Source organism: Candidatus Nitrosotalea sinensis (assembly GCF_900143675.1).
GTDB classification, from domain to species: Archaea; Thermoproteota; Nitrososphaeria; order Nitrososphaerales; family Nitrosopumilaceae; genus Nitrosotalea; species Nitrosotalea sinensis.
Map to the genome: position 1 here is coordinate 510,268 of NZ_FRFC01000003.1, position 20,516 is coordinate 530,783.

21 protein-coding genes are annotated in these 20,516 nt (G+C 40.5%); 8 read left to right on the forward strand and 13 right to left on the reverse strand.

Annotated elements, in window-relative coordinates:
* Window positions 1-25: 25 nt before the first annotated feature.
* The 8 genes from NSIN_RS04575 to NSIN_RS04610 form a co-directional block, all read right to left on the reverse strand.
* Window positions 26-1,216 carry a LeuA family protein gene (locus tag NSIN_RS04575; RefSeq protein WP_101009593.1) on the reverse strand — a complete coding sequence of 397 codons (1,191 nt, stop codon included), beginning with the start codon at window positions 1,214-1,216 and terminating at the stop codon, window positions 26-28.
* Between the two features lie 115 nt (window positions 1,217-1,331).
* Window positions 1,332-1,751 carry an HTH-type transcriptional regulator LysM gene (gene lysM, locus NSIN_RS04580; protein ID WP_101009594.1) on the reverse strand — a complete coding sequence of 140 codons (420 nt, stop codon included), beginning with the start codon at window positions 1,749-1,751 and terminating at the stop codon, window positions 1,332-1,334.
* On the reverse strand, window positions 1,744-2,919 hold the full coding sequence (locus tag NSIN_RS04585) for an aspartate aminotransferase family protein (RefSeq protein WP_101009595.1): 1,176 nt from the start codon (window positions 2,917-2,919) through the stop codon (window positions 1,744-1,746). Before NSIN_RS04585 ends, lysM begins: the two co-directional genes overlap by 8 nt.
* Window positions 2,916-3,716 carry a [LysW]-aminoadipate/[LysW]-glutamate kinase gene (locus NSIN_RS04590; protein WP_101009596.1) on the reverse strand — a complete coding sequence of 267 codons (801 nt, stop codon included), beginning with the start codon at window positions 3,714-3,716 and terminating at the stop codon, window positions 2,916-2,918. The genes NSIN_RS04585 and NSIN_RS04590 overlap by 4 nt, the downstream gene beginning before the upstream one ends.
* A 4-nt stretch (window positions 3,717-3,720) precedes the next feature.
* On the reverse strand, window positions 3,721-4,773 hold the full coding sequence (gene argC / locus NSIN_RS04595; protein ID WP_101009597.1) for an N-acetyl-gamma-glutamyl-phosphate reductase: 1,053 nt from the start codon (window positions 4,771-4,773) through the stop codon (window positions 3,721-3,723).
* Between the two features lie 64 nt (window positions 4,774-4,837).
* Window positions 4,838-5,695 (reverse strand): lysine biosynthesis protein LysX, encoded by an 858-nt coding sequence (lysX, locus tag NSIN_RS04600; RefSeq protein WP_101009598.1) that lies wholly within the window; start codon window positions 5,693-5,695, stop codon window positions 4,838-4,840.
* Complete coding sequence (gene lysW/argW / locus NSIN_RS04605; protein WP_101010071.1) at window positions 5,696-5,863, reverse strand: alpha-aminoadipate/glutamate carrier protein LysW; 168 nt, start codon at window positions 5,861-5,863, stop codon at window positions 5,696-5,698.
* 11 nt (window positions 5,864-5,874) lie between these two features.
* Window positions 5,875-7,065 carry an argininosuccinate synthase gene (locus NSIN_RS04610; RefSeq protein WP_394340807.1) on the reverse strand — a complete coding sequence of 397 codons (1,191 nt, stop codon included), beginning with the start codon at window positions 7,063-7,065 and terminating at the stop codon, window positions 5,875-5,877.
* Window positions 7,066-7,295: 230 nt separating this feature from the next.
* On the opposite strand from NSIN_RS04610, the gene NSIN_RS04615 reads away from it, so the two are divergent.
* The 3 genes from NSIN_RS04615 to NSIN_RS04625 are packed head-to-tail and all read left to right on the forward strand — an operon-like array spanning window position 7,296 to window position 9,949.
* Window positions 7,296-8,075 (forward strand): ABC transporter ATP-binding protein, encoded by a 780-nt coding sequence (locus NSIN_RS04615; protein ID WP_101009599.1) that lies wholly within the window; start codon window positions 7,296-7,298, stop codon window positions 8,073-8,075.
* Window positions 8,068-8,856 (forward strand): ABC transporter permease, encoded by a 789-nt coding sequence (locus NSIN_RS04620; RefSeq protein WP_245871903.1) that lies wholly within the window; start codon window positions 8,068-8,070, stop codon window positions 8,854-8,856. The genes NSIN_RS04615 and NSIN_RS04620 overlap by 8 nt, the downstream gene beginning before the upstream one ends.
* Before the next feature lie 40 nt (window positions 8,857-8,896).
* Window positions 8,897-9,949, forward strand: a complete 1,053-nt coding sequence (locus NSIN_RS04625; RefSeq protein WP_101010075.1) for an ABC transporter substrate-binding protein — start codon at window positions 8,897-8,899, stop codon at window positions 9,947-9,949.
* Here the strand turns inward: NSIN_RS04625 and NSIN_RS04630 are convergent.
* Both NSIN_RS04630 and NSIN_RS04635 read right to left on the reverse strand, forming a co-directional pair.
* The gene (locus tag NSIN_RS04630; protein ID WP_133124056.1) at window positions 9,946-10,977 is read right to left on the reverse strand and encodes a peptidase; all 1,032 of its coding nucleotides are present in this window, start codon (window positions 10,975-10,977) and stop codon (window positions 9,946-9,948) included. The genes NSIN_RS04625 and NSIN_RS04630 overlap by 4 nt on opposite strands.
* 87 nt (window positions 10,978-11,064) lie before the next feature.
* Window positions 11,065-11,817 carry a methylenetetrahydrofolate reductase gene (locus NSIN_RS04635; RefSeq protein WP_101009602.1) on the reverse strand — a complete coding sequence of 251 codons (753 nt, stop codon included), beginning with the start codon at window positions 11,815-11,817 and terminating at the stop codon, window positions 11,065-11,067.
* A gap of 129 nt (window positions 11,818-11,946) precedes the next feature.
* Between NSIN_RS04635 and NSIN_RS04640 the strand changes: the two genes are divergently transcribed.
* From NSIN_RS04640 to NSIN_RS04660, 5 genes are read left to right on the forward strand one after another with little or no spacing between them, the layout of a single operon-like run.
* Entirely contained in the window at window positions 11,947-12,879 is a 933-nt protein-coding gene (locus tag NSIN_RS04640) for a homocysteine S-methyltransferase family protein (RefSeq protein WP_245871922.1), read from the forward strand.
* 33 nt (window positions 12,880-12,912) lie between these two features.
* Window positions 12,913-15,414, forward strand: coding sequence for a methionine synthase (locus tag NSIN_RS04645; protein WP_101009603.1), 2,502 nt, complete (start codon window positions 12,913-12,915; stop codon window positions 15,412-15,414).
* A gap of 53 nt (window positions 15,415-15,467) precedes the next feature.
* Window positions 15,468-16,007 (forward strand): NUDIX hydrolase, encoded by a 540-nt coding sequence (locus NSIN_RS04650; RefSeq protein ID WP_245871904.1) that lies wholly within the window; start codon window positions 15,468-15,470, stop codon window positions 16,005-16,007.
* A gap of 59 nt (window positions 16,008-16,066) precedes the next feature.
* The gene (locus NSIN_RS04655) at window positions 16,067-16,225 is read left to right on the forward strand and encodes a 50S ribosomal protein L39e (protein WP_101009604.1); all 159 of its coding nucleotides are present in this window, start codon (window positions 16,067-16,069) and stop codon (window positions 16,223-16,225) included.
* Window positions 16,226-16,732, forward strand: coding sequence for a 50S ribosomal protein L31e (locus NSIN_RS04660; protein WP_101009605.1), 507 nt, complete (start codon window positions 16,226-16,228; stop codon window positions 16,730-16,732).
* Window positions 16,733-16,773: 41 nt separating this feature from the next.
* Here NSIN_RS04660 and NSIN_RS04665 read toward each other — a convergent pair whose 3' ends face one another.
* The 3 genes from NSIN_RS04665 to NSIN_RS04675 all read right to left on the reverse strand — a co-directional run bounded on the left by NSIN_RS04665 (window position 16,774) and on the right by NSIN_RS04675 (window position 20,435).
* A complete protein-coding gene (locus tag NSIN_RS04665) occupies window positions 16,774-17,730 on the reverse strand; it encodes a cell division protein FtsZ (protein ID WP_101009606.1) in 957 nt (318 codons plus the stop codon).
* Between the two features lie 74 nt (window positions 17,731-17,804).
* Window positions 17,805-19,070, reverse strand: a complete 1,266-nt coding sequence (locus NSIN_RS04670; protein ID WP_101009607.1) for a tRNA (N(6)-L-threonylcarbamoyladenosine(37)-C(2))-methylthiotransferase — start codon at window positions 19,068-19,070, stop codon at window positions 17,805-17,807.
* Window positions 19,071-19,073: 3 nt separating this feature from the next.
* On the reverse strand, window positions 19,074-20,435 hold the full coding sequence (locus NSIN_RS04675; protein WP_101009608.1) for an aspartate ammonia-lyase: 1,362 nt from the start codon (window positions 20,433-20,435) through the stop codon (window positions 19,074-19,076).
* Between the last annotated feature and the right edge of the window lie 81 nt (window positions 20,436-20,516).

The following is a 20,516-nucleotide window of genomic DNA, read 5'->3' on the forward strand; positions in this document are numbered from 1 at the left end:
TGGCTTGGGCATATCTTTAGGAAAATCACTTCTTTTTTCTTTCCATGCTCTCTTCTGACTTGATTATCTTTTGTTCTAACTTGTCATCAAGGGGTATCTCAAGCAAGTCTCCCATCCTCAAGTTCTTTAGCCCTGCAGCAACTGATTTGGCATGTTCCTCATTTTGGTCAAGACCTAAAAGCGACATTAGATATGCCGCACCATTCTTTCCTGCAAGCTCTCCGAAGACTATTCTCCTCCTGTTTCCTACCACCTTTGGCTCTATTGGCTCATATGCTGCAGGGTTTCGCAGTATTGCAGCAAGGTGAGTTCCTGCCTTGTGCTTGTATGCTGTAGGTCCTACAATTGGCTTTGAATCGTAAGGAACAATGTGTGTATATTGCTCGATGAGCCTTGATAGGTCCATTAGCATATCTAGCCTAAAGTTATTTGGTGACTTGTATAGGTATGTCAATGCAACTGCAGTCTCTGCAAGTGCGGGTATCCCAGTTCTTTCTCCGATGCCATCTATTGTGGTGTGAATCTGGTCTGCTCCTCCATCACATCCTGCCAAAGCATTTGCAAGTGCAAGCCCAATATCGTTATGGCAGTGCACATCAAGTGCAGTATCAATCTCATCTCGGACTGACTTGACAAAGTGATACATTCCATTTGGTCTCATTATTCCAACTGTATCTGGAAGACTGATTCTATCAACCCCTGCATCTGAAATCTCTTTGCACACTTGGAGCAAAAATTCTGGATCTGCCCTGCTTCCATCTTCGACTGTAAATCGCATCTTTAGTCCATGCGATTTTGCATATTCAACTGTTTCAACTGATCTTCGCAATGCTTCTTCTCTTGTAATCCTAAGCTTGTCCTTCATGTGAATCTCTGATATTCCAAGATATGTTGCCATCCATGTGGCATCACAATCAAGTGCAACATCTACATCCTCTTTTAGCGCACGAACATGTGCTACAATGTCTGCCTTTAGGCCCTGCTTTATGATTGTCTTTGTTGCTTCCTTGTGATCAGGTGATACCACTGGTGATATCTCTATTTGATCAACTCCAAAATAATCAAGCATCCATGCAATCTGGATTCTCTGCTTGTTTGAAAAAGTAACACCTGGGTGCTGTTCTCCTTCTCTTAGAGTACTGTCAAGTATTCTAATCTTCTTTGGCTTGACACCCATCTCATTATACTTGTATGCGTAAATGTTTGCATCATCCATTTGGATTTTTTACTGCCTTTTGCGAATATAAACATATTCGTACAGAAATCGTCTATTTTTGCTGTTTTTGAAACGATTTTAGGCGATTTTCAGAATTCTGACACGATATTCGTTTTTAGGTTACTGTACGCAATATGATTACAGTATTGGTGTCAAACACACCTGGAACCTTTCGTAATTCATCAATGCAGACATTAATGTCTGTAATTGTTGGCGCCTTGATGATTGTAGCAATGTCATACTGGCCTGTTATCTCAAATACCGTGTGCACTCCTCTTAGCTTGACTAGCTTTGCAGAAACCTTTGATGTATCAGTTGACGAATCAACTGATATCAAAATTATTGCACTAGTTGAATTGGCATCTCCTGTCTCTATTGTGAATTTTTTTATCGTACCGCCATCTGTTAAATTTTTTACTCTTCTTCTGACTGCAGATTCTGACAGGCCAAGCTTTTGACCAATTTCTACAAAGGACTGTCGCGAGTCCTTCTTTAGCATGTCAATTATGGTGTCATCTGTCTTGTCTCTAGACATTTCTTCTCTGTTCCTCTTTTGTTAGTATTATGTCTAGAGTTTCTAAAGCTTTGTTTATCTCAGATTCTGATATCACGAGAGGCGGCAACAATCTGAGTATGTTCTTGCCCGAGTACAAGAGGAGCAAGTTGTTTGCAATTCCGTCAAATAGAATATCTTTGACCTCAAACTTCATCTCCACGCCAATCATCAATCCCTTTCCTCTTACTTCGCGTATTACTTTGTGCTTTTCTTTTAGTCTCTCAAGGCCTTCTCGGAACAATTTGCCGTTTTTCGCAGCATTTTCTACAAGTCCGTCTTCTGTTAAAGCATCTATTGCACCGATTCCAGCAGCACATGATAACGGGTTGCCACCAAATGTGGATGACTGCTCTCCCTTGCTAATTGACGCTAAAATATCTGGTCTGACAAGTGTTGCACCCATTGGTACACCACCTGCAATTCCTTTTGCAAGGCACATAATATCTGGTACCGTATCCCAGTGCTGACTTGCCCACATCTTTCCTGTTCTTCCAAGTCCTGCCTGAATTTCATCAAATACCAAAACTATTCCCTTTTCGTCACACAACTTGCGCACCTCTTGCAAAAATCCGTCCGGTGCAACATTGATTCCACTCTCGCCCTGGATTGGCTCCATTATTACCATTGCAGTATCTGAATCCACTACATTTCGCAATGCCTCGATATCGCCAAATGATGAAAAGTTTACAGTATCTACAAGCGGCTCAAAGGCCTTGCGATATTTTTGATTAAATGTTACAGATAATGATCCTAGTGACTTGCCATGGTACGAGCCATTCATTGCAACCATTTTCTTCTTGCCTGTGAACTTGCGCGCAAACTTGATTGCAGCTTCTACTGCTTCTGTTCCGCTGTTATTCAGGTATACTTGGCTGAGATTTTTTGGTGCAATTTTGATGAGCTTTTCCAAAAACTCTTCGCGTGTCTTGTTGTATAGTGAACTGTGCACTGTAATTATTTTGTCAAGTTGTACCTTGAGTGCCTTGACAACTCTTGGGTTGCAGTGACCCACAAGTGCGACACCATATCCTCCCATACAGTCAATATACTCTTTGCCGCTTGCATCCCATACCTTGGCTCCTAATCCTCTTTCTATTGTAACGGGAAATCTCTGGTAGATGCTTCCCATGAATTGATCTTCTGTCATCTTGTAATCACCGTGCAATTATCATGATTTATTGCTGCTGATATTGGGTTTTCCTTTTTACCGTTTGCAACAAGTGCCTCTTTTACTCCCATCTCTAATGCCTCTGTGGCTGCAAGTATCTTCTTTTCCATTCCAAATCCAATTTTTGGCAAAATTGCCTTTGCTTCTGCAAGAGAAAGTTTTGTAACAAGTTTTTCCTCCATTAGCAATCCGTCCACATTTGTCAAGAACAATATTTTGTCAGACTGCATCTTTCCTGCAACATACGCTGCTGCCCTGTCTCCATCCACATTGAGAAAGTCACACTCTTCACTTATTGCAATTGGAGAAATTACCGGTACATATCCTTGATCTAAAATGGAATGTACAAGCTTTGCATTTACGTCCTGGATTTTTCCAGTATATCCTCCATCTATTACCATCTTGCGACCCTTGTCATTCATTACAATTAGCTTCTTTTTTCTCTCTGCTTGAATTATCTTGCCGTCAACCCCTGACAATCCTACTGCATTGATTCCATGTTTTTGAAGCATGCCAACTATCATCTTGTTTATCTTTCCCGACATGACCATTGTGAAAATCTCTGCAGTCTCCTTGTCAGTAAACCTGCTCTTGATTCCTCCTGGTGATACTATGAATTTTTGTTCCTTTCCCAGAGCTTCTGATATCTTGGTTACTTCCTTTCCTCCACCGTGTACCAGAATTAGTTTCTCTTTTTCTGATACTTGCTTGATGTCAGATATTGTAGTGGGGTGAAGACCATCTACCACACTTCCTCCTATTTTTATTGTAATCATTTTTCTATACTGGAGTTAGCGGAGAATATGAAATTCCTTCCATCTCGTTGAATCCTGCCATTACATTCATGTTCTGAATGGCAGAGCCTGCAGCACCCTTCATGAGGTTGTCTGATGCAGATAAGACTACGAGTCTGTTATTGTCTTCATCAATGTCAAACCCAACATCACAAAAGTTCGAACCTACTACAAACTTTGGATCTGGGAATTTGTAAAATCCTTTCTTGTCCCTGATTAGCCTGACAAATCTTTCATTCTGGTATTGTTCACGGTACATCTTCCACAAGTCCATCTCACTTACCTGTTGCTTGAGAAAGACATGGTTTGTACACAATATTCCTCTTACAATGTCTACTGCGTGTGGACTCATTGATACTTTGATCTTGCTTCCTGCCGCCTGGCTTAGTTCCTGCTCTATCTCACCTGTGTGTCGGTGTTTTGCTGGCTTGTATGGTCTAATTACACCTGACCTCATGGCATGGTGTGTACCGGAGACTGTTCCAGCACCTGCGCCTGAAGAGCCAATTTTGGAATCAACCACAATGTGTTCTGTATCAATTATCTTCTTTTTGATTAGCGGATACAATCCAAGAATTGATGTTACTGCCATGCATCCAGGACACGAGACTATCTGAGATTTTTTTATCTCTTCTCTGTGAAGCTCTGGTACTCCAAAGACTGATTTTTCTAGCAACTCTGGGTGTGGGTGTTGCCATCCGTACCACTTGTCATAATCTGCAGGGTTGTGGAGCCTGTAATCTGCGCTAAGGTCAATTACCTTCATTCCTCGGTCGTATAATGCCTTGACAATATCTACTGCAGTTCCATGTGGTACTGCTGTAAAGACCAAGTCACACTTGTCTGTTAGTTTGTCATAATCTAATTCTGAAAATGTAAGATCTGTAAATCCCTTCAAGCTTGGCTGAACTCGAGATATGTATTCTCCGACATACTGTCGAGAGGTAACCATTGTGATTTCTGCATGTGGGTGACTAACAAGTAACCTAAGGATTTCTCCACCGACATAACCTGATGCACCGACCACACCTACTCTCATAGATACTTTCCTACCATGATACAGTATAATTTAAACTCTAAATTTTTTTTCAACTTTTAGATTTTTATCGCTTGGCGTAGCTTATTGCGTAATCGATCATTTCTTTTGGTATGTTTTTCTTGGAAACTTTTGCCATTCCCTTAAATTCTACAGTGTTGTTTACTTCATGCACCACAAATCCGCGTTTTTCGTCTTCCATGACATCGATTCCAAGTATTCCTCCGCCTACTGCCTTGGATGCTTTCATGCAAATGTCTTCTAATTCCTTTGTTATCTCACATGCAATAGGCTCTGCACCAAGTGCAATGTTTGTCTTGAATCCTCCTGATGATGTCCTATACATTGCAGCGATCAGATTGTCCCCTATTGATATTGCCCTGATGTCTCTTGGTGGGCGCGGAACTACCTCTTGTAGGTAGTATATTCTGTCTAGAGGGCCATCATTTAGTTCTCGAACCTCAATTATGGCATCAGCGGTCTCTCTGTCCCTCAAAGGCACTATACCTCTTCCCCAACTGCCTATGATTGGCTTTATCACAAGTGGATATCCATGCTTTTCCAGTGTCTCCACTGCTGCCTCTGATGAAAATGAAAAGTATGTCTTGGGTGTTGGTACGTTATGCTTTTGCAATAACAAAGATGTAATCATCTTGTTTCCACAATTGTTTGCTACTTCGGTTCTATTGAGTACTGGAATATCTAAAAATTCAAGAGCTGCTGTAAAATGAAGACCACGAAAGTAACTTACGCATCTTTCTAACACTACATCTCCAAAATCGTAGTCGCTTCTCTTACTTTCAGTGGTAAATTGGGTAGTCTTTGCATCGATCATCTTCGTATCGTGTCCTAGCTCGATTGCTTTTTGCTCAAGCATCTTCTCTTCGAGTCTTACTCTATCAAACACGATGCGAACCTTGGGCATTTACTCTCCCCAATCTTCGCCGACTTTCTCAGCATGCTTTAATTCACAAACGCTGCCATTTTTGGAAGCAATCTCAAAATCTGCTCCACAGTCTGGACATGAGACTAACTCTCCAACACTTGCATCGTCTGGAATTTTTATTATTGCATCACATTCTGGGCAATTCATTCTTTGATCATTCACCTCTTTTTTAGTAATTTATTAGCTTCTGTTGATTGAAGCCCCCACAGCTCAACGAATCCTTTTCCAAGAGTTTGGTCAAAAGTAGAACCAGCTCCATATGTTGCCAGATCATGGCTGTACAATGAATATTCTGATTTTCGTCCAACAACTCGAAGGCTTCCTTTGAACATTTTGAGCTTGACAGTTCCGCTAACCCTCTTCTGTGTAGCATTGATAAACATATCTAAATCATTTTTGAGTGGATCTTGCCACAAACCAGAATATGCTAACCATGACCATTCTGAATCAACCATTGATTTGAATTTCAATTCATGCTTTGTGAGAACCATCTTTTCAAGATCTGTATGGGCCTCTATGATGCATGTAGCACCTGGGGTTTCATAGACTTCGCGTGACTTTATTCCTACAACCCTGTCTTCGATATGGTCTACAATTCCGACTCCACTTGCGCCTGCCTTTTTGTTAATGTACTTGATTAATTCAATTGGATGCAGTCTCTTTCCGTCAACTGCAACGGGAATTCCATTCTCAAATTTAATCTCGATATACTGTGGCTTGTCAGGCAAATTCTTTGTCTTTACCCAGATGAATGCATCATCTGGTGGCTCTGAGAACGAGTCCTCCATGTCTCCACCTTCAATTGCTCGTCCCCACAAGTTCTGGTCTATGCTAAATCTTTTTGCAGTGGTATCAATTGAGATGTTGTGTCGCTTGGCATATTCTAGCTCTACGTTACGAGTAAGGTTGAGATCACGTATTGGTGCAATGATTGGAAGATTAGAGCCTGAACGGTATGTCACATCAAATCTTACCTGGTCGTTGCCTTTTCCGGTACAACCATGTGCAAGTGCAGATGCATTTTCTTTTCTTGCAACTTCTACAACTTTTTGTGCAATCAGTGGACGCGCAAGTGCTGTTGCAAGACAATATTTTTTCTGGTACAGCGCATTTGCCTTTATTGCAGGAAAGATAAAACTATCAACAAATTCTTGTCGTGCGTCAATATTGTAATGTTTCAAGACTCCAAGACTTTTTGCCTTGGCTGAAATCTTTTTGAGATTGTCTTCTTGGCCTACATCTACTGTAACTGTGACAACATCCAGGTTGTGTTTTTCTTGTAGATATTTTATCACAACAGATGTATCCAGTCCGCCAGAGAAAGCAAGAACAGCTTTTCCTTTTATCATTGAGGTTTTCTGTGATCAGAATTTGGAATTTATCTTTTATGATCACAGGCCGATCTTTTTTATTTTGCAAAAATTTTTTTCATCTTGTGATTTTGCCAACTAGTGATATCGCAAGTTAGTCCAAGCTAAAATTCGATCACTATTTAAGATAAATATTATAACGACGTTATATGAAAATCGGCGCCTTGTATGGCACTTCTAGACTGTACTCTATCGGAGATTATTGAAAAATGACCAAACTCCAGGCAAAAAACATTGTAAAACACTTTGATCATAACGGAAATTCTGTTCTTGCCCTGGATGGCGTCAACTTGAATGTAGAAGAAGGGGACTTTGTGTGCATTGTAGGACCATCAGGATGTGGCAAATCTACTTTTTTGAATATCGTAGCAGGACTTGAAAAGCCAGACTCGGGTGAAATTCTGCTTAACGGCAAGCCAATCTCAACACCAGGCCCTGACAGGACTATGGTATTCCAAGAAGGTGCACTGTTTCCGTGGCTTAAGGTGATTGATAATGTAGAGTTTGGACTAAAGATGGCAGGAATACCAACCGAGGAGCGAAGACAGATATCTCAAAGATATCTTGACATGATGCAGCTTACAAAATTTGCCGACTCGTATACGTATCAACTGTCCACTGGAATGAAGCAACGTGTTGCAATTGCGCGTGCACTTGCAATGGATCCAGAAATACTGTTGATGGATGAACCATTTGCAGCACTTGATTCTCAAACACGAGACTTGTTGTTAGTGGAACTGCAACTAATCTGGGAGAGGACAAAAAAGACAATCATATTTGTCACACACAATATTTCAGAATCTGTAATACTTGGAAACAAGGTAGAGGTATTCAAAAACAGACCGTCCAAGATAAAAAAAGAGATACTGATTGATTATCGAAGACCGCGACTTGCAGAAGACGAGAATCTGCAGAAATTTTACCACCAAATTCTTGATGAGCTACGAAGTGAAGTCATGGCAAAAACCAAGAGTGATGAAAATGGCTAGTATTGTAAAATCTCATAATCTTGAGGATGCTGCAAACGCTGCACTGATGATTGCAGCATTTGTTGGGGTATGGCAACTTGTATTCATGTTGGGTATATTTCCAAAGATATCGCTTCCATCACCTGCAATGGTTGCAACAACATATGCAAAACTTGTGCTAAATGGTACGCTGCCTCAAGGCGTTGGTGTGACACTTGCAAGACTTCTTGGGTCTTTTGCAGTATCTATCATACTTGGTACCTTGATTGGGTTTGCAATGATAAAATTCAAAGGATTTGGAAAAACATTAAACTCTTTTTCTGCAGGACTGTTGTCATTTCCAAGTATTGCATGGGTACCATTTTCCATACTGTTGATAGGATTTGACGAGTTTGGAATAATGTTTGTAGTTGTGATGAGCTCGATTTTTTCAATAATGATATCGACATACAGCAGCATCAGAAATATTCCATCCATCTACATTGATGCGGCAAAGAACATGGGCGCATACGGACTGTTGTTGTTCAGACATGTTACCATTCCTGCTGCTACTCCATCCTTGATAATTGGTCTAAGACAGGCGTGGTCATTTGCATGGCACGCAATAATTGGTGCTGAGATACTAATGTCAATTGTAGGCCTTGGTCACATACTCTCGGTTGGAAGAGAGTTTCTTGACATGAGTCAAGTAATTGCAAGCATGATTACGATATTTACAATAGGACTTCTTGTGGACAGATTTTTGCTCCAAAAACTAGAAGGCAACATCAGAAACAAATGGGGACTAGATCATCACAGATGACTTGGATAGACATGACAAATCACAAAGGAGTGTTATATCATTGAACTCTGGAATCAAGTTTGCAATATCTGGTACAATAATTGCAATTGTAATTGCACTCAGTGCTGTTTCACAACCTGTGCAAGAAAAAACAATGGCTTCATCTGATTCGGGAAATGTTTTGCGAATTGGATACTTTCCAAACATCAACCACGCCCAAGCGGTAATTGGTGTAGGAAATGGAGACTATCAAAAAACTTTGGGCGATATTAAACTAGAATCACAGGTATTCAATGCAGGACCTTCTGCAATAGAGGCACTCTTTGCAAAAAGAATTGATGTTGCATATGTGGGCCCAAATCCTGCAATAAACGGATACATCAAAAGTGATGGAAACGGACTTAAGATAATTGGCGGCGTCTCAAGTGGAGGCGCAGTCTTTGTTGTGCGAAATGATGCAGGGATACATTCTGTCCATGACCTGTCTGGCAAAAAATTTGCCTCGCCACAGCTTGGAAACACTCAGGATGTAGCATTACGTTCCTATGTTATCAAAAATGGATTCAAGACAACAGAAAACGGAGGAAATGTAACCATAACTCCTGCAAACTCTGCTGACATTGTTACAATGATGTCAAAAAAAGAGCTTGATGGAGCATGGGTTCCAGAACCATGGGGAACAATACTTGCCAAACAGACAAACAGTACCATACTTGTAGATGAAAGAGACCTATGGCCTAATGGCAAGTTTGCAACTGCATTAATTGTTGCAAGATCTGATTACCTACAAAACCATCCTGACGTAATCCAAAAATTATTGCAGGCTCACGTGCAAGAAACTTTGTGGATAAACAAAAACAAGGCTGATGCAATAAACCAATTCAATACCCAGGTGCAAAAACTTACTGGCAAGACAATGCCTAATGATGTCATATCTGAAGCCTTTACTAGGATGGATTTCACCTATGATCCAATACAATCCTCGGTGCTAAAATCTGCAGATGATGCATTTAATCTTAGATTTTTAGGCGAGAAAAAACCAGACCTTTCAGGAATATTTGATCTGAGTATCTTGAACAAAGTTCTACAACAACAAAACTTGCCTACTGTCTAGTCTTTTCTCTTTTTTAGAATCATAACTATGACAGCAGCTGCCCCAATCGGAATTGCAATCAAGATGTAATTTCTGTAATCTTCTTTCTGTGATGCTTGTGCTGTTGCTGGGTCTCCAAATCCGGAGATTGCAATATGTTGTACAGATTTGGGGCCAAGCGTCAACGCAACATGCCAATAGCCATCAGGGTCCTTGCTTTGTATGAACTGGGCTGGTTTGCCATCTGAGAGCACTGAAAACTTTTCAGATTCAGATTCTTCTGGGAACATGAAATTCACATACCCTGTATCAGGGAATGGGTATCTCACAGTTGCAGTGATACTGCGGGTGTCATAGTTAAACTGGACATCTGTGACAGAGCCTGTTGTAAGATATGTAAAGTTGTACGGCTTGCCATCTTTTGTCATGGTAACTTGAATTGTAGGATTGTCACTTACTACAAAACAACTGTAATAACTAACAGATGTTGCATGCTGCGGGTCTGGATACATGGAAAATGCAACCTTCTGACCAGGGTCTATCTTGGAGATTGTCTCGATGCTCTTTCCAACATCCAAGAATTTGCCATCCTTCCCATATATGGCAGCAAAAATCTTGATTCCATATGCAGGTGATGTACTGTTGTTTAGTATCATGCCTGTCTCATGGCCGTCTCCGTGTTTTTTGAGTGTCTTGTCGTATATGACATCAACATCTGGGTTGACATGACTTGTTGTTATGTATGAGACCTGTGGTCTGTCAAGTGTTGCATCTTTTCCCTTGATCTCTGGTATTTGTATCTTGAAAGGAATATCTTTTTGTGAATTTACTGTAGATAGAGTATAGTTTTGTGAATAAACGCTAGAGCCATCCTTGATGTTTATTGTTATAGTTGGGACAATGGATACATCCTGGGTATTTTTTACCGCACCAATTACTGTGTAGGTACCATTGATGTCATAAAATCCAGAATACTCATCATCAGGTATCCACACATTGGCAAATGCCGGATGGACTGCAATAACAACTCCTACCAATCCAAAAATCATGCATATTGAAAATAATCTCATGTTGTAATATGCTCTAGATGTCTTGTCTTTAATTTTAAGCTAGGTGCTAATTATCAATTATATTTTTTAGAGTTGATTCAATAGGTTTAGCGCTACTGCAAAATCATTTGGAGAGCTAAGCAATACGCTTCCTGCTGTCTTTTCTACCTGCTTGACAAACGATACTATGTCTTTGCTGTATTGGGACCAATCAAGGTTTAGCATCTGGGCTGATTTTTTGTTCTTCTCTGATGACACCAAGATACATGGAATAACTCTGAATCCTTGCGGTTTTAGATGGTCCACTATTCTTGTGACTTGGTCTATGGAACTAATTACCTGGGTGATGAACCCCTTTGGCTGGGCCTCTATCTTTTTGTGCATCTTTTCAAAGTTGGGCTGGCTTGATACTGACAAGTACATGTCAATTCTTTTTGAAAATCCTTGCTCGTTGAACTGCCTTACAATATCACTTGGCACAAGCCCTGAATCTTGAGGACCCTGGGGTGGGGCATCGCCCTTGAGAACCAAGACCCCATTTAGATTCAATAAAATTGCATCACATATTGTCTGCGTTATTGATGTAATGTTTCTGTCTCTGACTCGAATGCTTGCAGTAACGCCAATTTTATTGTTGGAATTTCGCACAAAAAATCCTGCAGTGATTGGGGATACACGAGGAACTCCAAGTACTGAATCTGTAAGGTGTATGCCATCGCAGACCTTGCCAATTTCTAGTGCCCTCTGTTTTAGTCTCTCAACAGAGCCAGACAATTGGTCATGGGATAGTATGGTATCTTCAATTACTTTTGGCGGGTTTATCTCGTAGATTATTGTCATTATTTGATTCTCATGGCTACTTGATTATAACCTTTGAAGAGCATTGTTGTTATATTCAAAAACAAAACAGAATTAAATCGATTAAACTTACCAAAAATTGGTTTGGATAAACTCCCACTTGATGTTTTAATGAAACAAAAGATTGTACTTTTTGATGGTGCAATGGGAACTGAAATCCAGAAACTAAACCCAAAGCCAGAAGACTTTCCAGATGGAAAGGATGGATTCAATGATGGTCTGTCCTTTACAAGACCCGAGTGGATAAAAAAAATTCACCGTACATATCTTCAAGCAGGTGCTGATTGTATTGAAACTAACACCTTTGGCTCTAACAAGCTAAAACTGGATGAATACGGTTATGGAGACAAGACGCTAGAGTTTAACAAAAAAATTGCCCAGCTTGCAGTTGATGTGACAAAAGAGTTTACTGATAAACCAAGATACGTGATTGGCTCTATGGGTCCTACTGGATTCTTACCAAGCTCAAATGATCCTTCGCTTGGGCAGATATCACTTGATGAAATACGTCAGGCATTTGAGATACAGGCAGAGGGATTGATTGCAGGCGGAGTTGATGCATTACTTGTTGAGACAAGCCAGGATATCCTTGAGGTAAAACTTGCAATAGAGGGGTGCCATGAGGCCTTTGAAAAGACTGGAAAAAAAATTCCAATAATTGCAAATGTCACACTTGACAAGTATGGCAAGATGCTTCTTGGTACCACTGTCCAAGCTGCATACACAACAGTATCTGAAATGGGAATTGATGCATTTGGATTGAACTGTTCCACAGGTCCTGTAGAGATGGTCCCAAGCATCCAGTGGCTTGACGAACAAGGATCGCTACCATTGCTTGTTGTGCCAAATGCTGGAATGCCTGAAAACCAGGGGGGAAAAGCAGTATACAAGATGGAGCCAAAAGAGATGGCTCACGTAATGGCTGACTTTTTGGTGCAATACCCACATGTTAGAATAATTGGTGGATGCTGCGGTACAAATCCTGAGCATATTTCGCAGTTACGCCAAATAATTGACAAAAATCAGGCAGGAAATAACCGCTAGGTATTTAGAAAAAGATCTTTACATCAAATATTGTTGAAAATTCAGCGAGTAAGCTCTGCACTAAAGGCAGTAGATCTTTTGCAAAATCCGCCGCCATTGATTATAGGTGAGAGACTAAATGCACAAGGGTCCAAGAAGGCAAAAGAATGTGTCTTAAATGACAACTATGAGGAGCTCGTAAAACTTGCAAGGGACCAAATTGAAGATGGAGCACACTGCCTTGATGTCTGTGTTGCAACAACAGAGCGCTCAGATGAACTGGAATTTATGAAAAAACTTGTAAAAATGCTTAGCCTTGAGATTGATGCTCCACTTGTAATTGACTCCACAGAACCAAAGGTTATTGCAGCAGCACTTGAGCAAATACCTGGCAAGCCAATAATTAATTCGATAAATCTTGAAGGTGACGGCAGCAGATTCCATCTGCTTGCACCCATGATGGTAAAGTATGGAGTTCCTGCAGTTGCCATGTGTATAGGGCCAAAGGGGATGGCCAAGACTCCGCAGGAAAAATTAGAGACTGCCGAGCTGCTTGTGGAAACAGGAAAAAAGTATGGCCTGACAGAAGAGCATTTCATATTTGATGTACTTACATTTACCCTTGCAACAGGTGAGGCAGAATTTTTAGATGCTGGGAAAAATACGTTAGAGGGAATAAAACTTGTCAAGCAGAAATTCCCACATTCGTTTACCACGCTTGGCTTGAGCAATGTTAGCTTTGGTCTTGCGCCACGGGCACGAAAGATACTCAATGCAGTATTTTTGTATCATGCTGTAAAATATGGTCTTGACACTGTAATCATCAACCCAAAAGATGTCATACCATACACTGAGATAGATGACAAGGAAAAAAGACTTGCAGAGGATTTGATATTTAACAAGCACCAAAATGCGCTTGCAGAATTCATTGCACACTTTGAGAGTACCAAAAATACGGTACAGGCTGCTGCAAAAAAAGTAGATGTAGACCCAACATGGCCTGCTGGAAAGAGGGCAAACTTTAGGATTGTAAATAGGCTCAAAGATGGGATAGAAAACGATGTTGTATCTGCAATTGCAGAAAAGATAACTTCAAAATTTGATACATCAGAAAAGGATGGAAAATTATCAATTAATGCTTCAAAGGAGGCAACACACCAAGCTGCCATATCTACTCTAAATGATGACTTGCTTCCTGCAATGAAAGAAGTAGGTGACAAGTTTGGCTCAGGTGAGTTGATTCTCCCATTTGTTCTCAAATCTGCAGAGTGCATGAAGGCATCTGTTGCAGAGCTTGAAAAGTATCTCCTAAAAGAAGAGGGCTCTAGCAAAGGAAAACTAGTCCTTGGAACTGTATATGGTGACGTACATGATATTGGAAAAAATCTTGTAAAAACAATCTTTGAGAATAACGGCTATACAGTATATGATCTTGGAAAACAAGTTCCGATGCAAAAGTTTCTTGAAAAAATTGAAGAGGTAAATGCTGATGCTATTGGGTTATCAGCTCTTTTAGTGTCAACATCAAAGCAGATGCAATTTTTTGTAGAACATGCAAGAAAAAACAACATGAAGATTCCTGTTTTGTGTGGTGGTGCTGCAATAAATTCAAACTATATCAACCGGGTTGCAAAAGAAGGCGGAGTCTATTCTCCTGGGGTATTTTATTGCAAAACCATGTTTGATGGATTAAAAATGATGGACAAATTGGTATCTCCTGAACGAGAGCAATTTGTATCAGAGTGGAAAAAGAAAATTGAGGACTGGAAAGAGCCGGTGTTTGAAAAAGCAGAGGTGCCAGAGTTTGCACACAGCGGAATTGTACCTGTAGCACCTCCTGTATTTTCTGGAATCAATAAAGTAACAAGGCTAGAGCCTGGAGATATTGACCTAAACGAGGTCTGGAAGTATCTCAACAAGAAATCTCTTTTTGTGTTGTCATGGGGAATAAGAGGGCAGGCAGCAAAAGAGACAGAAAAAGAGCATGAAATCTTGCTTGAACAGTGGAAGAAAAAAATTCTTGATGAAAAATTATTTGAGCCAAGGGCAGTCTATGGATTTTTTACGTGTCACGATGTGGATGGAAATCTTGTGGTGGACCATCCAAGCGGAGAAAAGTTGTCATTTGATTTTCCACGCTCTTCAAAGCAAAAACATCTGTGCCTTACTGATTACTTTGGAAAAGATGACATTGTTGCATTCCAGGCAGTAACTGTTGGAACAAAAGCATCTGATATCATAGAAGAGTGGAACAAGCAAGACAAGTACACTGATGCATACTATTTGCATGGACTAGCAGTAGAGACTGCAGAAGCAATGGCAGAGTGGATTAACAACAAGATTAGAGAGGAATTAGGTATAGGCCCAAAGAGGGGACTGCGATACAGTTGGGGATATCCAAGCTGCCCTGATGTCTCACAGCATCACATTGTGTGGAAACTATTAGAGCCTCAAAAGTCTGGCATGACACTAACAGAGGCAGGACAAATCATTCCAGAACAGTCCACTGCTGCAATCGTGGTACATCATCCGGAAGCAGAATACTTTGTTCTGTGATGGTATATCACAACAACAAAAGACAATAATTGATTATTTCTCTAGTATCAACGTTGGATACAAAAGAACTAGGTAAGATCCTGTCTTGTCCTATTACAACAAAAGTAAATGCAACTGGAAGGCTTGCAGCTGTAATGATTATTCTGTTTGGAAAACAGCCTTCAGTCTTGATGACTGAAAGACCAAAAACCATGAATCATCATGCAGGTGAGATTGCGTTTCCAGGCGGAACCTGGGAAAAAGATGATGGCGACCTACTAGATACTGCAATCCGGGAAACTAGAGAAGAGCTTGGAATTGAGATGACACGCTCTATGGTTATTGGAAATCTAAAACCTGTTACAACACTAAATTCTGGTTTTACAATACTTCCGTATGTGACAATACTTGATGTTCTGCCAAAAATTACTCCAAACTCAGAGATTGCATCACTGCTTGAGATACCTCTTGTACCTTTGTTGCATACCATTGAAGATGACAAAGATCCTGCCCACAAGTCCATCATGGAGATGTACACCTTCAAGTTTGAGAACCACTTGATCTGGGGTGCATCTGCAAGGATGCTCAAGCAGATGCATGACAAGATCTTGTAACCGATTGATACCTTGGTATCTGAGATTCATTTAAAAAGAGGCTAAAATGTCAAATTTTTATGGCTGCACACAAGTCAACTCCAAGAAAGAACAGGTTGATGAAGAAAATAAAACAGAACAAATCTGTACCAGCTTGGATAATTGTTAGGACAAAGCGTAGAGTGCGAACAAATCCTAAGAAGAGACAGTGGCGCAGAACGGATGTGAAGGTGGGATAAATGTCGACAGAAGCAACAGAGAGAATTTACACTATTAACCTTGGAAAGGTACTCTTGTCACCAAACAACCAGAGGGCAAAGAGGGCAATCAACATGATAAGAGAGTTTGCCATAAAGCACATGAAGTCTGAGAATATCAAGATTGAAGAAGAGATTAGTCACTTGGTATGGGCACGAGGAATAAGACATCCTCCAAGAAAGATTAGAGTCAAGATTACAAAAGATGACGGAAATGTCATTGTATCAAAATACCAAGAAGAGAAAAAGGCAGAAGAGACAAAATCTGAGAAAAAATCAGACGACAAGAAAAAGTCTGACAAGTCAAAAAAAGAAGAAAAGAAAGTAGAGGAAAAGAAGGAAGATAAGAAGGAAAAGGTAGAGAAAAAGGCAGAAGAAAAGAAAGAGTCCAAGACTGAAGAGAAACCAAAGAAGGAAGAAAAGAAGGCCGAAGAGAAAGCAGTAGAAGAAAAGAAAGTAAAGTCTGAGAAAAAGACAAAGAAAGAGTAATCTAGTCTTTTTGAAACTTAGAAATTTTAATTTTTAAAATTTTATTCTATTTGATCTAGTACAAGGTCGATTTTTACACTTGCATCGGGTTCATCCCAATCAAGTACATTTTCTTTTGGAATAAATCCCAACGGGTCGTACTTGTCAAAGCGGGTCTCACCTTCAATTGATGTCAACAACACTACCTTGGAGCTCTCCCCAGCAGTAAGAGACATGCTTACGCGTGTACTGTCATCTCCAAATATGCCGCTGATTGTGTTTACCATTGAATTTAAAACTCCGATTGGAACCTTGTTTCCGCCTACCACGTACATTAGTGCACTCTTGATGTTTCCAGGTGTTGCATCCTCGTAGAGCATCTTGATTGAATCTCTAAGTGATGTCTCTACACTTGGCATGTCTTTGCTTGTTGAAAGTATGCTTGTTTCAAGTGGCAAAGATGATGAGCTCTTTAACGTAGATACTACGTGAAGCAATGCCGCATTTGTTATCTCATTGCACTTGACTGGTGTAAGGTCTGGATTGCTCTCAAGCAATGCATCATTATCTATTATGACTGTACAATCTGAATTTGCCTTTAGTCTCTTAAGAGACACCCCTGAGAAAAATATCCTGTCTTTTTCAAACTTGAACGGCATTATTCCAAAGGAGAGCACGCTTTTTCCTGATTCCTTGCCTATCTGAGATACTACTGGGGCAAGGGCTGCGCCAGACTTGCCTGCAAGGTTTGCTACAACTAGAACCGTGGAATAGTTTGATATCTTTTCTTCAATGGATTCTCTTGCTCCAAATGAGACGCCCCTGATCAAGTATGCTGAAGGGTTCAAGATAGGACTGGTATTGATTAAAATCTTTGAAACATCATGATTCAAATCTCGCGCATCATGGCTTATCAAAAGGCAGTCATGACCAAGAGTGCCTTTGATATCTAGTGCTAGTTTGCATCCTGCACCGCCAAGGCCTATAATTAAAACTGGTTCTTTCATCTGAAATTCCATGACTCCTTCTTGCTTACAAAATTGATTAAAAAACTTTGTTGCTTAGTTTTGATCCAAACTCGGATCTAAATTATTTAGCTCACTGTACCATACAGCCCATTGGGTGCAGCGCCTGTTATCTTGACATTTACTTTGTGTCCCAATTCTACATACTGGTCTGTTACTATCTGCTTGTAGGCAAAGTTTCTTCCCTTTGTCTTTCCTTCTGATCGCTCATCGAATAGCACCTGGCCCTCCCATCCTATCCATTCCTTGTTTCTCTCAAGTGATATCTTCTTTGCAAGATCAAATACTATCTTGCTTCGCCTCTTGACTTCTGAAATGTCAATCTGTTCTAGCTTGGCTGCCTTGGTGCCGTCTCGTGCGCTATATCTTGAGAGATTTACAACATCAGGCCTTGTTGATTTTATCAAGTCTACTGTCTTGACAAAGTCCTCTTCAGTCTCTGTTGGAAAGCCTACTATGATATCAGTAGCAATGGTAAACTTTTCAAATTTCTCCCTAAATGCAGCGTTGGCGTCATGGTATATCTTGGCAGTGTGCTGTCTTTTCATCTCTTTTAGCACCTTGTCGCTTCCGCTCTGGACTGGAATATGCAAAAACTTGAAGACTCTGTCACTCTCAAAGCTTCCTAGTAATCCCTTTTGTATGCGTGGAAGATACATTGGGTTCATCATGCCTACCCGTACCATGAAATCCTGTTTTATCTCAGATACATTGCTTACAAGCTCAGGCAAACTAGAGCCGATATCTAGTCCATAGCAGCCGTTGTCAGTTGATGTAAGCCATACTTCGACGCATCCGTCTTTGATCTCTTGTCTTACTTGGCGTACAATGTCTCCGACTCGATAGCTTTGTAATTCTCCTTTTGAAATTTTTGTCTGACAAAATGTGCACTGGCTCATGCATCCGCTTGCAATTTCTATTATGCCTACAACTGGGTTGAGTCTGACCTTTGGCAGTCCGACTTTGCTTGCATCGGTATCTTCAAGTTCTATTTTTTTTATTCCATGCAACGTAGATTCTATTACATCAAGTGTTCTTCCAAGTGAGTTTGGTCCAAGCATGCTTGCATTGGGGCTAAATTTTTCTACAGTATTTTTCTCTGCTTTTGGAAGACATCCTGCAACAACAAGTGGTGCGCTGCGAAGTTTCTTTATCCGATGTACCATCTTGTGTGCAGTAACATCTTTGACAGAACATGTTATCAGTACACTAAGATCTGAATCTTTTTCACTTGCTGCAAGTGTGTGGCCTCCATTTACGACAAGACCTGATATCATTTCAGAATCTGCAAAGCTTGCAGAACAACCATGTGCCTCTACCCAGATCTTGGCCATTGCTCATCCGAGAAGTTCGTTTACTTCTTTTTCAGTCAATAATTCTTTTGCAACGACAAGCTGTCTGATTGTCTTGCCTGTCTTGAGAGACTCTTTGAACAAGTCTGCACTTGCCTGGTATCCAATCTTTGGTGCAAGCAAGGTGACAATTACTGGACTGTTTTCTATGTACTGGCCTAGCTTGGTCTTGTTTGCAGTCAGTCCCTCAATTAGGTTCTTTGAGAATATTGGCACAAAGTTTCGCAGCATGTCCATTGAATCTAGTACTGATTTTACCATTACTGGAAGCATCACATTCAACTCAAACTGTCCTGCCTGTGCTGCAAGTGCCACCGTAGAGTCTTTTCCTATTATATCAAAACAGACCATATTCATGCATTCTGCAAGAGATGGGTTTACCTTTCCTGGCATGATTGACGAGCCTGCATGGACTGCTGGGATTCCTATCTCTGATAGTCCTGCAACAGGGCCTGATGCCATGAGTCTGATGTCGTTTGCTATTCTTCCAAGCTCTAGTGCCAGGTTTCGTAATGTAGATGACATTTTTGCAACTGCAAATCTACTCTCTAGTCCGAACTGCATGTCCGGTTCTGGCTTGAGTGAAAGCCTTGAAATTTTAGCCAACTCTGAAATTGCAATTGTTCTGTATCCTTTTGGTGTGTTTGCACCAGAGCCTACTGCAGTTCCTCCAAGTGCAATTTTTTCAAGTTCTTTTTTTGCTTCAACTATTGCATCGCAGGCCTTGGCAACTGCAGTTGCATATGCTGCAAATTCACTTCCCAATGTAACAGGAAGTGCATCCATGAGATGGGTTCTTCCAATTTTTTGATAACTTGAAAATTCTTTTGCCTTTTTTGCAAGTGTCTTGATTAGCTCATCAATTGCTGGTATGACTTGGACTGTATCAAACAGTATGGAAACATGCATGGCAGTTGGAAATGTATCATTGCTTGACTGCGACATGTTGACGTGATCATTTGGATGGAGCGATTCATAATCTCCTTTTTTCTTGCCAAGTATCTCTAATGCAATATTTGCCAAGACTTCGTTTGTGTTCATGTTAAATGCAGTGCCTGCACCAGAGTTGATTGCCTCTACTACAAACTGGTCCAAATGTTTTCCTGATAAAACTTGGTCACATGCCTTGACTATGGCATCTCCTCTTTTTTTGTCAAGTGCCTTTACTTTCATGTTTGCAACTGCTGCTGATCTTTTAATCATTACAAATGCCATCACAAGATAGGGATGAGACCTCTGTCCTGTCACGTGGTATTGTTTTATGGCTCTTGCAGTGAATGCACCATAGTATGCTTCTGCTGGAATCTCTACTTTTCCTAAAGAATCGGTATCTGTTCTAAACTTCACGTCACCACTGGAATTAATTTTCCTAATATGCATTCGCATTTTTGGAATTATACGTGGTCCAGAGTTGTAAGAATGTGATAA

What these genes read in the sequence shown, in the direction of transcription:
- NSIN_RS04640 (WP_245871922.1), top strand. Translation starts at nt 11,947, where the DNA reads ATGAAACAAAAGATTGTACTTTTTGATGGTGCAATGGGAACTGAAATC.
- NSIN_RS04630 (WP_133124056.1), bottom strand. Translation starts at nt 10,977, where the DNA reads ATGATTTTTGGATTGGTAGGAGTTGTTATTGCAGTCCATCCGGCATTT.
- lysW/argW (WP_101010071.1), bottom strand. Translation starts at nt 5,863, where the DNA reads ATGAATTGCCCAGAATGTGATGCAATAATAAAAATTCCAGACGATGCA.
- NSIN_RS04610 (WP_394340807.1), bottom strand. Translation starts at nt 7,065, where the DNA reads ATGATAAAAGGAAAAGCTGTTCTTGCTTTCTCTGGCGGACTGGATACA.
- NSIN_RS04585 (WP_101009595.1), bottom strand. Translation starts at nt 2,919, where the DNA reads ATGACAGAAGATCAATTCATGGGAAGCATCTACCAGAGATTTCCCGTT.
- NSIN_RS04620 (WP_245871903.1), top strand. Translation starts at nt 8,068, where the DNA reads ATGGCTAGTATTGTAAAATCTCATAATCTTGAGGATGCTGCAAACGCT.
- argC (WP_101009597.1), bottom strand. Translation starts at nt 4,773, where the DNA reads ATGAGAGTAGGTGTGGTCGGTGCATCAGGTTATGTCGGTGGAGAAATC.
- NSIN_RS04590 (WP_101009596.1), bottom strand. Translation starts at nt 3,716, where the DNA reads ATGATTACAATAAAAATAGGAGGAAGTGTGGTAGATGGTCTTCACCCC.
- NSIN_RS04670 (WP_101009607.1), bottom strand. Translation starts at nt 19,070, where the DNA reads ATGGCCAAGATCTGGGTAGAGGCACATGGTTGTTCTGCAAGCTTTGCA.
- NSIN_RS04665 (WP_101009606.1), bottom strand. Translation starts at nt 17,730, where the DNA reads ATGGAATTTCAGATGAAAGAACCAGTTTTAATTATAGGCCTTGGCGGT.
- NSIN_RS04660 (WP_101009605.1), top strand. Translation starts at nt 16,226, where the DNA reads ATGTCGACAGAAGCAACAGAGAGAATTTACACTATTAACCTTGGAAAG.
- NSIN_RS04575 (WP_101009593.1), bottom strand. Translation starts at nt 1,216, where the DNA reads ATGGATGATGCAAACATTTACGCATACAAGTATAATGAGATGGGTGTC.
- lysM (WP_101009594.1), bottom strand. Translation starts at nt 1,751, where the DNA reads ATGTCTAGAGACAAGACAGATGACACCATAATTGACATGCTAAAGAAG.
- NSIN_RS04615 (WP_101009599.1), top strand. Translation starts at nt 7,296, where the DNA reads ATGACCAAACTCCAGGCAAAAAACATTGTAAAACACTTTGATCATAAC.
- NSIN_RS04655 (WP_101009604.1), top strand. Translation starts at nt 16,067, where the DNA reads ATGGCTGCACACAAGTCAACTCCAAGAAAGAACAGGTTGATGAAGAAA.
- NSIN_RS04635 (WP_101009602.1), bottom strand. Translation starts at nt 11,817, where the DNA reads ATGACAATAATCTACGAGATAAACCCGCCAAAAGTAATTGAAGATACC.
- lysX (WP_101009598.1), bottom strand. Translation starts at nt 5,695, where the DNA reads ATGCCCAAGGTTCGCATCGTGTTTGATAGAGTAAGACTCGAAGAGAAG.